A 14,620-nucleotide genomic window follows, 5' to 3' on the forward strand; every position below is an offset into this window, starting at 1 on the left:
TCGAGCTGCTCCTACCAGAGTCCGAGTTGTTCGAATTTTTCGGCATCTTGCCTTTTCTCCAAGATTTTCTTGCCCGGCGACGCAATGTCATTCGACAGATCGACTCCCTGACCGCGCAGTTCTTCCATCCGAAGATGTTCGGCAACGAACAGGTGATCATCCGTGCCGCAAACGTGCGTGCAGGTCGCATCTCCACGACTCTTCAGGCGCCCACTGTCGATGTGATCCTGCAAGCGGTTATTGAAGTTCTTCGTCTTGCCGACATACGTCTTTCCGGGGTTCAGCTGATCCTCGAACTCGTAAATCCCTTGGTTCTTGTTGCAGTTATGCACAAGAACCGGAGTCGCCCCCGCGAGCACATAGTACGTGTGCAGGGTGCCGACAGTGAGGTCGTACGTGGTGCTGTACTGATGGAAGTTCCGCACCCCGCGAACGACGACCGTCGTACCGTCCGGCTGACGGAGCTTCGTGCCCGCAGTGAGGTAGCGGGCATCGATCCAGCGGTGGTGGCCGGCGTCCCAGAAAGGGTGGTGCCAAGTGGTGGTGAGGATCTGCTTGGCGGACGTGTGGGACTGCGCGTGCTGCGGCGGCCCCCGGACCGGTGCCGTGTCCAGGGTCAGAGTCGTGAAGTCCTTGTCCGTCTTCGTGACGATGACGTTCTGGACCTTCTCCGGGGCCGTGACGCCCGTCTGCGGGTCCGTCGCAAGGACGGTGTCGCCGGTCTTGACCTTGCTGATCGGTTTGGACGAACCGTCTGCGAGGCGGACTTCTGTGCTGGGTACGAAGCTGTGGGTTGCGCAACTGGCTGCTTCGGCCCCGGCTCCTTCCGCCTCCTCCGCCTCTATGAACATGTGCTCGGCCTTGACGGCGTCATCTGCGATCTTTGCCGCTTCCTCCGCGTCCTTGACCGCGGTGTACGCGCGGTCAAGGGCTCGCCAGACCTTGAACGCCTCGACGCCGACCTTGATGGCTTTGAAGACCTTGCCCCAGGGCACCGCTGTCAGGGCCGTATTGACGCAGCCCATGACGTCGCCCTTGGTGAAGCAGTTGTAGGCGTCGGTGAGACCGATGACGTCCGCGACCAGGCTGAGCAGACGGTGTTTGAAGCCGGATACCTGTCTCTTCGCTGCGGCGGCCGCGGCGTTCGCTGTTGCTTTCTGGCGCTCCAGGGCGCGTTCCTCATCATGGACACGTTGCGAGCTGTTGCTGAGGTCGGCCTTGTACTTCTTGGCGTACGCCTTGGTGTTCGTGGGTGTACTGCCCGAGCCCGGGGAGTCGTGCAACGCCGGCGAGTTGGGGTTCTTGTCGGTGGGTGTGCGGTTGAGGCAGGCGGGGCAGTTGCGGGTCGGGCAGTCGACGTCCGCGCAGTTGCCGCTGGGGTCCGACGTGCTGACCGGGGTGTCGTCCGCGTAGTCGTAGGCGTTCCAGGACTGCGGGGAGCCGGTGTCCATGACAGGGTCGGGGCTGAGGAAACGGCCGATGGACGGGTCGTATTCGCGGGCGCCGAGATTGGTCAGGCCTGTGTTGTCGTCCTGGGTGCCGCCGACATAGCCCTGTTGCCCGATCCAGGTCCCGGTCTGGTCGCGCGCTTCACCGAAGGGCTTGTACTGACGGCGGGTGACCTGCTGTGTCTGGGAGTCGATCTCCAGTGTGCCGGTGCCCTGGCGATCGGGGACCAGGTAGGTGAACTTGCCGTCCGAGGAGTGGGTCGCCACGGTCTCGCCGGCGATGGAGATGTAGCGCACGCCGTCGGCGCTGGTGGCCCCGGCCTTGAGGGTGATCTCCTCATCACCCGTGTAGAGGGTCGTTCCGGCGGGGCTGTGCCGGAGCAGCAGGCTGCCGTCAGCGCCGTAGAGGTACTTGGTGTCCCCGCTTGATCCCGTCGAGGAGAGTTCCGACAGGTTGTCCTCGTCGTCGTAGGTGAGGGTGTCGGTGCCCGCGCGGGTGGTGCGGGTCAGGACGTTGCCATCCTGGTCGTAGGTGTAGGCGTTGGTGGTGTTGGCCGTCGAGTCGCCGGGCACCACCGTGTTCACCTGGGACACCGCGTGGGCCGGGCCCTTGCCTGCCGCGAACGGGGTGTACGAGGCCGTCGCGTCGTGGGTGGTGTCACCCGTCGTGTCGTGGTCCACCTGTGAGGAGCGGGCTCCCGTGGCGTCGTAGGACCAGGACTGCCAGTACGGCGACGGGCCGCCCACCGTTGTCGAGGCACCGGACGCCGGGGTCGCCGCGCAGTCGTCGGTGGCCGTCCACGCGTCCTTCAGTCGCTGCGCCCAGTCGTAGTCGAAGCACTGGGTGTCGGTCGAGCCGGTCTCCAGCTTGTCGGTGATCTTCGTGACGTTGCCGGACGGCTGGTAGGAATAACTCGTCTTGTCGGCTATCGCGGCGCCCGACTTGGTGATCGTGGTCGAGTCGGTCAGCCGGTGGGTCTGGTCGTCGTAGTTCAGGGTCTGCTGGGCGAAGTTGCCCGAGGTGCCGTAGGTGAGCTGGTACGGCTCGTCGAACTCCGTGTAGCTGAGCTTGTCGACGTAGTCCCAGCTGTTCGTGGTACCACCGACAGAAGTGGGGCGGCCGTAGGCGTCGTAGTTGTAGGAGACGGTCTCCTGGGGCAGTTTGACGGCCGTCGGGTCCTGGTCGGTGTAGTTCTTCAGCGTGCCGGTGAGGTTGTACGTGTTCTGGTGGATGTAGTTGCCGGCCAGGGCGCCTTCGGCGGCGGGGACCACGAGTTCGCTGGCCTGTGCCCAGCCGTGGCTGTCGTAGCCCAGGATCTTGTCGGTATAGGCGGAACCGCCAGTGCCGCCCACAGAGCGGGTGGAGGCGGTGGGCTCGCCCTTCTTCAGCGTGTCGTACGTCCAGGCGGCCAGCTCGTTGCTGGTGGACTGCGCGACGCCCCCCGTGGTGTCGAACTCGGCCTTCTTGCGGCCCATTTCGTCGTACATATAACTGATGGCCTTGCCGCGGGTGTCGGTCGTGGTCAGCAGCTGGCCGGCGTTGTCGTACGTGGAGCTGGAGGAACCGGTGTCGGGGTCGGTCTGGGAGGTGCGGCGGCCCAGGAGGTCGTAGCTGCTGGACCAGGTGTGGCCCTGGCCGTCGTCCTCGCCGGTCTGGTGACCGGATGTGTCGTAGGAGTAGGTGACGGTGTCGGCGGAACCGGTGGCCGTGGCACCGTGGTAGCGCAGCAGCTTGACCAGTTGGCCGCGGGCGTCGGTGTACGTGGTGGTGGGTGTGGCGCCGACGGGCGTGGTCCCGGCGGACGGGGTGACGTCGACGCGGTCGGCGCCGGGGTAGGCGGTGGTGGTGCGCCAGGTCTCGGAAGCGAAATGGTAGGCGACCGAGGCTGTGACCCGGCCCGCGCCGTCGTAGAACGTGCCGGTCTGGGACGGGGTCTGGTTGTCCGGTGCGTCGACCGGCGTGCCGGAGGGGGCACCGCTGTTGTAGTACGCGTCGGAGGAGCTGACCGCCCAGCCGTGCGTGTCGTAGACGGTGTCGGTGATGGTACGGCCGCCGTCGACGGTCGCCGTCTGCGTCTCACGGGGACGCAGCATCGCGTCGTAGATCGAGATGGAGGTGCGGTAGGCGTTGTCGTCGGTGAGGGTCTGGGTGGTGACCGTGGACGGCACCGACGGCGAGAGGTTGTAGCTGTACTTGATGTTGGGGTTGTTGTCGGTGGGGAAGCCCGGGCTCCACACCGAGGTCAGGCGGCCCAGCGGGTCGTAGGCGCTGGTGGTGGAGTAGCCGGCCGCGTCCGTGGTCTTCAGGTCCAGGCCACGAGCCGGGTCGAGCGTGGTCGTGGTGGCGAAGCCCGCGGTCTGGCCGGTGACCTTCGGCCGGGTGACCGTGATGGCGGTCGGGGACGCGCCGGTGATCGGGGTGTAGGCGGTGGTCGTGACGCGGCCGTCGGCGTCGGTCTCGGTGAGTTCGCGGCCGTAGGAGTCGTAGGTGTTCTTCAGTGCCGTGATGTAGTGCGGGGTGCCGTCGTCTGCGACCGAGTCGGCCTTCTGGACCATCGTGACGTCGCCCTTGGTGGGCGTGGCGGTGTTGTCCGTGGAGCTGTCGAAGAAAGTGAGGTCGTCGCTGACCAGGTCGTGCGGGTACTTCGGGGTGGCAGTGCAGGAGACCGCGACTTCCTGGACACGGCGCGGGATCGGCAGCAGGTTGCCGGAGGCGTCCGTGGCGTACCAGGTGCGGGTGCACTTGTCGTCGCTGGATGTCGCGGTGTCGCCCTGGTCGTCCACGGTCCTGGGCAGACCGGTGCCGTCGTCGATCGAGTAGTCGACCTCGGTCGTGCGCTTGGTGCCGTCCGCCTTGGTGGTGACGGTGCGGGTACGCTGGATGTTGGTGCGGTGGGCGACCAGCGGGTCCAGGCCCGCCTTCGTACGGGACTGGGTGGCCGTCGCCGACGAGGTCCAGGGGTCGGTCACGCTGTCCGAGAGGAGCGCGCCGCCGTCGCCGTTGTAGGACAGCGCTTCATACGTCTGGCCGGCCAGCCAGTCGGAGTCCTTCTGTGGGTCGTCGTTCGCTGTGTCGTTGAGCGTGGCGCTGTGGGTACCACTTGAAGTCTTGTCGCCGTCCATGCCCCGGAAGAACGTCTCCCGGGACAGCGTGATCTGCGCGGGTGCCGTGCCCGTGCGGGTCTCGACCGTGCCGTAGCCGCGCCACTGGTTCCAGGTGCGGTACTTGGCCTGGGTCAGCGGGTCGTCGTTGTAGTGCCAGGCCGGGTCCCCGACGTACTTGTACGACGTCTGGACGGGGAGCCCGTCGGTGGTGGGGTCCTGTGTCGTCACCGAGTTGACGAGGAACTTGTTGAACCAGTCCAGCTGCGGTGAGGTCTGTCCCGGCGCAGTCCAGTACTGCGGATAGCAGCGGTAGGTGTTGCTGTCCTCGCTGGACGGCAACACCGGGGTGCCCGTGCGGTGGCACTGGGGCGCGGTGTAGTTGACGGTGGTCACTTCGCCGGATTCGGTGGTGACCGTGGTCATCCGGTACCGGGTGATGGGCTGGTAACCGTCCAGGCCGTCCACGCGGTTGGCCAGCGCCTGTCCGGCGAACTTCACCGGCGGCAGATCCAGGCTTCCGCCGTCCTTGCCGGTGTGCACGATCTGGCTCAGCCACAGCGACGGGGTGGTGGTGTCCCCCGTCGGCGGGAAGGTGTGGGTCAGCGTCCAGGCGTCCACGTTCTGGTAGCCGGTGCCGACCAGGGTCTGGGTGCGGATGCCCGTCAGGCGCCTGGTGGTGAAGAAGGCCGGGCCGTGGTTGTTGCAGGTGCCCGTCGAGGCACAGGTCTGGTCGACGGGGACGTCCGGCCAGTGCGAGGCGTTGGCGGTCGTCATCTTCGTCGTGGCGCAGTCGAAGCCGGCGTCGGCCAGGCAGCGCTCGGAGGTGTCGAAGAAGACCTGGGCGGCGGCCGGGGCAGTGGTGTCGTAGACCTTGCCGGCCAGTTGACCGTACTGGATCTCGGAGAGGTAGCCGTCCCGGGAGTACGTGGTCGGAGTGGTGGCGTTGTCCCGGCCGTAATAGCCGGTCTCGGGTGTGTACCAGTAGCTGATGGCGTTGCCGTGCGGGTCGACGGTGTAGTCGAGGTTCCAGCGGTAGCCCTGCTGGCACCAGGAGTCGGCGAAGGTGGCTGCGTGGCACGGCTCGTTGGCGTCGTTGCCGTAGACGGGCGCGGTGAACACCGAGTTGGTGGTCGCGTTGCCCGTGGCCCAGCCGGGCAGCCGGTTCCTGCCGAAGTAGTACTGCGTGCCGTCGGCCGTGGTCACGACGAAGTACTCGTTGTCGTTGTCGCCGTTGACCGTGTCGGTCTTGACCTCGATCTTCTCGCCGTTGTCGCCCTGCGGGTGCCAGGTGTTCGACTTGTCGTCGTGGACCAGCGTGTTGGACGAGCCGTTCAGCGACAGGGTGAGCGAGTCGACATCGTCGGACCAGCACTCGTCCGAGGTCTTGGGGGTGCCGTTCGCCGTGTCGTCGGAGCAGGAGGCGTAGCTGCGCTCGACGAAGCCGGGTGAGTAGTCCCAGCCGTCGCCGATCCAGGAGGACTGGGCGTTCGTCGAGGAGGTGCGCCCATCGACGCTCTGCGAGCTGTAGCCGAGGGACACGTTCGGGGCCAGGCCACCGGGCACGTCGGGTACCGAGATGGGGTACGAGTAGCTGAAGGCACCGGCCGAACCACCGGCCGACCATTGGCCGGACGGGGACAGGGAGGTGGCCGCGTAGCTGCCGCCACCGCCCGTGGCCGCGGCCTCGGCCGCGAGCACCATCGGCTGTGCCGTCGTGGTGGCGGGCAGCGCGACCTCGGCCGAGACCGTCTGCGTCTTGGCGTCGTTGGTCGAGTTCAGCGGGGTCTGCTTGCGGCAGGCGGCGGCTTGCGGGGTGGTCAAGGCGCAGGCCGGCAGTTGGACGAGACGCAGCCGGCCCGCCCAGTCGCCACCGTAGGCGTCCTTGAACGCCGAGTAGCTCAAGCCCACTTGAGCGGTGCCGCCCGAAGTGGTGCTGTCGGGTTGCGCGGTGAGGACGACGCCGTTCAGAGCGAGTTTCTGGGCGGCCGTCTGGCCCGGCAGAGACACGTGGACGCGGGTGCCCGCACCCACCCGGTGTGCGCTCTTCGCCGCGGAAATCGTCACCGGGATGCCGTCAGCCTGCTCGGCGGCGGCACCTCGTGCGGGAACCGCCACATCGGCCGCTCCCTTGGCGGGCCAGGTCTTGTGTGCCTGGGCCGCGCTCCAGCGCCCCATCTGTGGCACCTTCGCGGCCTTGCCCGTGACCGGCGAGACCGGAACCGACAGTTCCTTCTTCTCCTTCACGAGGTAATCCGCGTGTTGTCCGGCCGCGAGCGCGTCCGTCGGCGCTATGAACCCGACGAGCAGTCCTAGCACGCCGATTGCGACGATCCACAAAGCGGGCACCCTGCGTATCCGCATGGTCTTTCTGTAAAGCCGCCAACGTGAATTGCGACGCACTCCGGACCCCCCATTCCAGCACGGCTGTCGAGGGTCTATCGGATCAGACAAAAGAGGCACCTCACAAGGTCTCCACATATCCAAAAGACATAGAGATCGTCACGTATCGGCCTCCATTCGACCAAAATTCGACACCAAATGCATCAACTTCGCCATGAACATGATTGATTGACCAACAAGGGCCTCAACTGCACTACTGCACAGCAAAGTTGCACACTTCATCTACTCTTCCAGCGATTTCAGGACGCCACGGCTTTCTTCTCTGACTGTTGTCGCCCTGCCGTGATTGCGGGTAGCCTCCCTCGCGCCCGTAGGCGTATTTCCACTCGGACTCAAATTGGGGGGCAGATGTCCGACCGTTTCCGCCGTTATCGCTCCGGCGGTCCATTCAGAAAGAGCCCGCGAATACCGGGCAGATTCCTGGCCCTTGCCACCGTCAGCGCGCTCTGCCTGGCACCGCTCGCCGCTCAGCCTGCCGCCGCGGACTCCGGACCGGACTCCGTCGCAGATGTCAACACCGGCCGCCCGGACCTGACGCCCGCGCCGACGGGTGACACGAAGTCACCGGAGCCGACCGGGTCCCTGCGCCCGACCTATGACGACGGCGGGCTGACGACAGCCGAGGAGTCGGCGCTGTCCAGCGCGCAGAAGAAAGCTGCGGCGAGCGGCGAGCCGGTCCGGGTCGACGCCCTGACGACCGAGACGGCCACCACAACCGCGAACCCGTCAGGCACCATCACCTATGACTCCAGCGTGCAGCCCGTGCGGGTCCGTAAGGCTCACCGCTGGGTCCCGGTCGACGCCACCCTGACGCGCAACGCGGACGGCACCTGGAGCCCCACGGCCGCGGCCGAACCGCTCGCCTTCTCCGGCGGCGGCACCAGCCCACTCGCCATCATGACCGAGGGCAAGGCATCCCTCGCCCTGTCCTGGCCCGACACCCTGCCCACCCCGCACGCCTCCGGCGCCGGCCTGAGCTATCCGAACGTGCTGCCCGGCGTGGACCTCCGAGTCACCGCCGACACCCAGGGCGGCTGGTCGCAGGTCCTCGTCGTCAAGAACGCACAGGCCGCAGCCGACCCGGCCCTCGCCCAACTCGCCCTGACCACAAAGGCCAAGGGCGTCACCGTCGCCGATGACGGTCACGGCAACCTCGCAGCGACCACACCGGACGGCAAGGTGCTCTTCAGCGCCCCGCAGCCGGCCATGTGGGACTCCAGCGGCATCGGCTCGGCACACACCACCCCGGAATCAGGCCCCGCCCCCAAGGCCCGAGTGGCCCGCGTCCAGGACCGCCTGCACGGCCGGACCCTGTCCCTCGTGCCCGACGCCGAACTGCTCGCCGGCGCCCACACCAAGTTCCCGGTCTTCATCGACCCGACCTGGAACCCGCACTACGCCACCGGCGCCAAACAGCACTACGTCGAACTGCAACAGGGCTGCCCCACCGCCAAGAACTACGACTCCACCCAGTACGGCGACCCCGGCGTCGGCTACAACAGCTGGTCCGGCTGCATCGGCCTCGAACGCGCCTACTTCCAACTGGCCCTGCCCTCGAGCGTGGACAACGCGCACATCGTCTCGGCCACCGTGAACGTCAAGGAGAACTACTCCGCCAGCTGCAGCCTCTCCTCGGACGTCTACCTCTACTGGTCCGGCGCGATCAGCTCCGGCACCACCTGGAACACCAGACCAGCCCTGAGCGGCAAACTGGCCACCAAGAGCTTCGGCCCTGCCTGCACCAGCGAGCCCTCCGGCGGCTTCTCGGTCACCGACACGATCAAAAAGGGCGCCAAAGTGCCCTGGAAGAGCTGGACGTTCGCCCTCATCAACAGCCAGAGCGGCAGCGGCGACGGCAACTACTTCAAGCGGTTCGACAGCAACCCGTCCATGTCAATCACCTACAACCACGTGCCCAACAAACCCGGCGCGCTGGCCACCAAGGTCGGCTCCACCTCGCTCGGCTGCGGCACCGCCACCCCGTACCCGATCGTCGGCAAGACCCTGGCCACCACCCCGCCCACCCTCAACGCCACCATCAGTGACACCGACAAGGACGCCCTCGCGGCCACCTACTCGTACTGGGTCGGCAGCGGTACCGCCACGGCCACCACCAGCGCCACCGTCGCCAGCGGCGCCAACGCACCCAAGCAGCTGCCCTCGACTTTCATGAGCGGCCTCGCCGACGGCAGCGTGGTCAGCTGGAAGGCCACCTCGTCCGACGGCGAAGACACCTCCGCCACCTCGGCCACCTGCCACTTCACCGTCGACCTGCACAGTCCGGCCCAGCCCACCGTCAAAACCGCGGACAACCTCTACCAGGAGGACGCAGCGGGCACCACCGCCGCCGGCACCGCGGGCAAGTTCACCCTCTCTGTGGACCCCGGCACCAACGGCAACAACGCGGCCAAGTTCCTCTACGGCCTGGACGCCGCGCCGCCCACGTCCAACACCCCTGCCGCCCAGACAGCAACGGCCAGCAACAACACCGCCACGATCACAGAGACCCCCGTGGCACCAGGCACTCACACGCTCTACGTGAACGCCGTCGACTCGGCCGGCAACGTCTCCGCCCAGCAGCAGTACGAATTCACCGCCATCGGCCACGCCACCAAGACCTACTCCAGCCTGCAGGCCGCCTTCAACAACACCGCCACCACCGACGACAGCAACCGCACCACCGCCGACGCCGATGGAGTGGGGTCCAGCCTTTCCCTCCAGACACTCAAAGCAGCCGGCTGGCAACCCGGCGGCAAGATCACCGTCGACGGCGCCACCTTCACGCTGCCCAACTTCGGCTCCACAAGCGGCGACAACGTGCTCGCCGCCAACCAGACCATCCAGATGAACAACGTCGGCGGCCAGGCACTGGTCTTCCTCGGCTACTCCACCTACGGATCCGTCGGCTCCCAACACCAGGACGGCGACACCACCAGCCCCGTCGTCCCCGACAACACCAACACGTCCGCCACCAACTGCAGCCTCGGCAACGGCACCTACGAAGACTGCCTCACTCCTACGGGATCCATTGCCTACGGAGACGGCACCTCACAGCCCTACTTCCTGACCATGCCCGACTGGGTGGACGGCCCCGACACCCTGGCCGCCGTCACCCTTCCGTACCGCAACATCCCCGCCAATCCGGTGACCCACAGCACCAACATCTATGCCTTCGCCGTCCCGTTGAAGGCCGGCGTCACCGTCAGCTCGGTCAACCTGCCCGACGTTGCCGACGCCGCGCGTAGGTACGTGCCGGGAATGCACATCATCGGCATGTCCGTCCGCGACACCACCACTGCGGCGAACGGCGCTACCTGGACCGGAAGTTGGAGCGCGCCTACCGAGGAGCGGTTCCAGTTCTCGTCCATGGGCGCCTTCAGCAACCAGACCTTCCGCGAGGTCAGCCAGATAAGCGCCGGCGGCGACCACGTGCGGCTACGCCTCTCCAACGCCCTGGGTACCAACCCGTTGACCCTCGACCACGTCACCGTCGCCCCGTACAGCAGCGGCGCGGCAACCGCCTCCACACCGGTGGACGTGACCTTCGGCGGAGTCAAATCGGTGGTCATCCCGGAGGGCGGCGAACTCTACAGCGACCCGCTCCCCATGGCGGTCGCCCCAGGCGGAGTGATCACGACCAGCATCCACCTGGTGAACCAGGTGAGCTACCTCGTCATGCACCCCTGGGCAGCTACCGACTCAGTCGGCTACGTCAGCGCCGTCGGCAGCGGCGATCACACCACGGACACGGCCAACACGGCGTTCACCGGTACCGGCACGGTCGCGGGCCGCTCCACCGACATCCTCACCGGAGTAGACGTCACCACCACCGACCACCAGCCCACCGTCTCCGTGCTCGGCGACGGCCTCATCAACACCCGCACCACGGGCAACACGGCGGGCTACAGCACTCCCCGCTTCAACCAGTATCTGGCGAACCGCCTGATAACCAACACGGACGGTGTACCGGTCTACGGCGTCGAGAACGCCGGCATCGAGAACAACTACCTGGGAACCGACCAGGGTCCAGGCGCGGGCGGTCGCGCAGCGCTCACCCGCCTTGACCGGGACGTCCTGTCCGTGCCCGGCATCCGCACAGTCGTGGTCACACAAGGCTTGGAGGACATCGTCGCCGGCCACGACGACGTCGACATCGACAGCGCTCTCGGACTGTTGCGAGACCAGCTCAAGGGCTGGGGCATCAAGGTCATCTTCACCACTCTGACACCGTGCGACGGCAACAGCGCCTGCACAGCGGCAGTCGACCAGAACCGCATGGACACCAACACCTGGATCACCGACCAACTCGACTTCACCACCCCAACTGTGAGCTACGTGGACGCGGAAGCCATCGTGGCGGTCACGAACACAGCGAGTACAGCAGACCCGCAAGCACTGAAACTGGGCAACGACGCCGCCCCGGCTGACTTCGACTCCGGCGACCACGTCAACCTCACAGCGGACGGCTACATCGCCATCAGCAATGCCTACGACCTGACCTCACTCGGGCCGGACGCATAGCCTGGCGACAGCGGCCGGGTGTACCGCAGCAACCTTGTGGCGCACCCGGTCCGGGTGATTTTCCGGGGAGCCGCCGGACCACTACCGGCCGTCGAGGTAGGGCCCAGTCGGCATCCTGAGCCCGGGATCGCACAAGTAGAGGGCGGGGTCTTGGGACCCCGTCTTCGTCATGTGCCGGACGCGGGTCCGGCTGTCAGCAGCCGCCCGACGCGCCCCGCGTACCGCCGATGCCGATCCGGACGGTGGCCGGGGCGGCGCAGCAGCCGCCGTCCTCGCTGTCGTTCTGGGCGGTGTCGGGGGTGTCGAACAGGCCGGCGCCGCCGCAGACTCCGGTTTCCGGGAGGGTCAACTCCACGCGTTCCGCGGCCGCCTGGTCGCCGGCGAGGGCGGCGGCGATGGAGCGGACCTGCTCGTGACCGGTCATCGCGAGGAACGTGGGGGCGCGGCCGTAGGACTTCATGCCGACCAGGTAGACGTCCTTCTCCGGGTGGGAGAGCTCGTTCACGCCGTGCGGGTGGACCGTGCCGCAGGAGTGCGCGTTCGGGTCGATCAGCGGGGCGAGGGCGGTCGCGGCCCGGAGGCGTTCGTCCAGGCCGAGGCGGAGCTCGGCGAGGAAGGACAGGTCGGGGCGGAGGCCGGTCAGGACGATGACCTCGTCGACCGGGTCCAGGCGACGGCCGTCCTCCGCGACGAGCACGAGCCGGTCACCGTCGCGTTCCACAGCCTGTGTACGGAATCCGGTGACCGCGCTCGCCCGGCCCGCCTCGACGGCCGTCCTGGCGCGCAGGCCGAGGGCGCCCCGGGCGGGGAGCTGATCGGCGTCTCCGCCGCCGTACGTCGAACCGGTGATCCCGCGGCGCAGGATCCACTCCGCGTGGGTACCGTCGCCCTCCCCCTCGGCGAGGTCGGCGAGAGACGCGAGGGCGGTGAAGGCGGAGGCGCCGGACCCCACGACCGCGGTGCGCCTGCCCGCGTAACGGGCGCGGACGGACGGGTCCTTGAGATCCGGGACGCGGTAGGCGATGTGGTCTGCGGCGGCCCTCTCACCGAGGGCGGGCAGGCCGTTCGCGCCTGCCGGGCCGGGGGTGGACCAGGTGCCGGAGGCGTCGAGGACGGCGCGGGCGGTGATCCGTTCCTCGTGGCCGTCGGTGGTGTCGATGTGCACGGTGAAGGGCTGCTGGTCACGGCCGGCGCGTGCGACTCCGGTCACCGTGGCACCCTGCTGCCCGCCGCTCACCGAGCGCCCGTTCTCCGCGGAGGAGGCCGAGGCGGCCGCGCGGATGTTCAAGGCGCTGGGTGATCCGGTACGGCTGCGGCTGTTCTCGGCGATCGCCTCGCACGAGGGCGGCGAGGCGTGCGTGTGCGACATCTCCGACGTCGGTGTCTCCCAGCCGACCGTGTCGCACCACCTGAAGAAGCTGAAGGACGCCGGGCTGCTCACCTCGGAGCGGCGCGGACCTGGGTGTACTACCGGGTCGAGCCGTCCGTCCTCGCGGGCATGGGGCAGCTGCTGGCCAAGGCGTCCGCCACCGGGTGAGACGACAAGGCCGCGCAGGTGTCAGTCGCCGGGCTTCCGGACCGGTGGGAAGACGAGACCCACCAGCGCCAACCCGGCCACCGCGCCGACCAGTTGCATGCCCACGAACGCCGCGACCGAGCCGGGCGCGATGCCCGCGAAGGTGTCGGTGAAGGCGCGGCCGACCGTCACGGCCGGGTTGGCGAAGGACGTGGACGACGTGAACCAGTAGGCGGCGCCGATGTACGAGGCGACCGCGACGGGAGCGAAGCGCAGGCGGTCGGTGCGGGCCAGGCCGAAGATCAGCAGGATCAACCCGGCCGTGGCGACGGCCTCGCCGAGGAGCAGGTGCCCGGCGGAACGATCGTGGGTCGACCACTTCACCAGCGGCTCACCGAACATCGCGTCCGCCAGGATCGCGCCGGCGATGGCACCCACGGTCTGCGCGGGGACGTAGACCAGTACCTCGCGTGCGGTGACACCCGCTCCCGCGCGACGGGCGGTCCACCACTCGGCCAGGGTCACGGCCGGGTTGAAGTGCGCGCCGGAGACCGGGCCGAGCAGCAGGATGAGGACGCCGAGGCCGAAGACGGTCGCGGTGGAGTTGGCGAGCAGTTGCAGGCCGACGTCCTCGGTCAGCAGGGTGGCCTGGATGCCGGAGCCGACCACGACGGTCACCAGGCCGGCGGTGCCGATCAGTTCGGCCGCGGCCCTGGCGACCAGCGGGGGCGCCTGGGGCGGGGCGGCACCGGCAGGGGTGGGGTCGGTGGCTTCGTTCGCCTCGGTGGCGGTCAGGAGGACTCCTCGGTGCGGGTCGCCGTAGGGACGGCGATCAGGGGCAGGACCGCTTGACGTTGTTCTCGGCGGTGATGCGCGCGGTCTCCGCGAGGCCGGTGAACCGGCCGGCGAGCGAGGCGATGACGTCGGGCCTGAGCCGGTAGTAGGTGAACCGGCCGCACGGCTCCGTCTCCACGATCCCGGCCTCGCGCAGCACCTTCAGATGGTTGGAGAGATTGGTCTGCCTCGCCCCCGTCTCCTCGATCAGGTGGGTGGTGCAGAGCGTCTCCTCGGCGAGGAGGGTGACGATCCGCAGGCGGAGCGGGTCGGCCAGGACCCGCAACAGATCAGTGTCGACCGACGTCAGCATGGACTGATACTTTCACATCAGCGGCAACTGATACCAGCAGGTGCTGATACATCTGGGAGAGACCTCTGATGCCCGACAAGCCCTCCGTGCTGTTCGTCTGCGTCCACAACGCGGGCCGTTCCCAGATGGCCGCCGCGTGGCTGACCCACCTGGCCGGAGACCGTGTCGAGGTCCGCTCCGCCGGCTCCGCCCCGGGCGACCGGGTCAACCCTGCCGCCGTCCAGGCCATGCGCGAGGTCGGCATCGACATCTCCGCCGAGGTCCCGAAGACGCTCACCGTGGACGCGGTACGGGAGTCCGACGTCTGCGTCACCATGGGCTGCGGCGACACCTGCCCCGTCTTCCCCGGCAAGCGCTACCTGGACTGGCGGCTCGACGACCCGGCGGGCCAGGGAGTCGAGGCCGTCCGGCCGATCCGGGACGAGATCAGGACGCTCGTCGAGGGACTGATCGAAGAGCTCGCCCCGGAGAAGTAGCGGCCCG

The 14,620-nt window shown here is 67.9% G+C and carries 6 protein-coding genes and 1 pseudogene; 3 read left to right on the top strand and 4 right to left on the bottom strand.

The window, feature by feature from the left end; translation table 11 throughout:
• Positions 1–11 precede the first annotated feature (11 nt).
• A complete protein-coding gene (locus ACFYRX_RS05125; RefSeq protein WP_389096727.1) occupies positions 12–6,914 on the bottom strand; it encodes an RHS repeat-associated core domain-containing protein in 6,903 nt (2,300 codons plus the stop codon).
• A 387-nt stretch (positions 6,915–7,301) separates the two neighbouring features.
• Between ACFYRX_RS05125 and ACFYRX_RS05130 the strand changes: the two genes are divergently transcribed.
• Complete coding sequence (locus tag ACFYRX_RS05130) at positions 7,302–11,474, top strand: hypothetical protein (protein ID WP_389096729.1); 4,173 nt, start codon at positions 7,302–7,304, stop codon at positions 11,472–11,474.
• 193 nt (positions 11,475–11,667) lie between these two features.
• Here the strand turns inward: ACFYRX_RS05130 and ACFYRX_RS05135 are convergent, their stop codons facing one another.
• Entirely contained in the window at positions 11,668–12,804 is a 1,137-nt protein-coding gene (locus ACFYRX_RS05135; protein ID WP_389096942.1) for a flavoprotein, read from the bottom strand.
• Between ACFYRX_RS05135 and ACFYRX_RS05140 the strand changes: the two are divergent.
• A pseudogene (locus tag ACFYRX_RS05140) lies at positions 12,686–13,011 on the top strand (ArsR/SmtB family transcription factor). The gene ACFYRX_RS05135 and the pseudogene ACFYRX_RS05140 overlap by 119 nt on opposite strands.
• A gap of 21 nt (positions 13,012–13,032) precedes the next feature.
• On the opposite strand, the gene ACFYRX_RS05145 reads toward ACFYRX_RS05140, so the two are convergent.
• A complete protein-coding gene (locus ACFYRX_RS05145; protein WP_389096944.1) occupies positions 13,033–13,785 on the bottom strand; it encodes an aquaporin in 753 nt (250 codons plus the stop codon).
• A 37-nt stretch (positions 13,786–13,822) separates the two neighbouring features.
• Positions 13,823–14,137, bottom strand: coding sequence for an ArsR/SmtB family transcription factor (locus ACFYRX_RS05150; protein WP_389096731.1), 315 nt, complete (start codon positions 14,135–14,137; stop codon positions 13,823–13,825).
• A 68-nt stretch (positions 14,138–14,205) separates the two neighbouring features.
• On the opposite strand from ACFYRX_RS05150, the gene ACFYRX_RS05155 reads away from it, so the two are divergent.
• Entirely contained in the window at positions 14,206–14,613 is a 408-nt protein-coding gene (locus ACFYRX_RS05155) for an arsenate reductase ArsC (protein ID WP_389096733.1), read from the top strand.
• The last annotated feature ends 7 nt before the right edge of the window (positions 14,614–14,620 follow it).

It is taken from the genome of Streptomyces sp. NPDC005374, from assembly GCF_042872225.1.
In the GTDB taxonomy this organism is placed as follows: Bacteria; Actinomycetota; Actinomycetes; order Streptomycetales; family Streptomycetaceae; genus Streptomyces.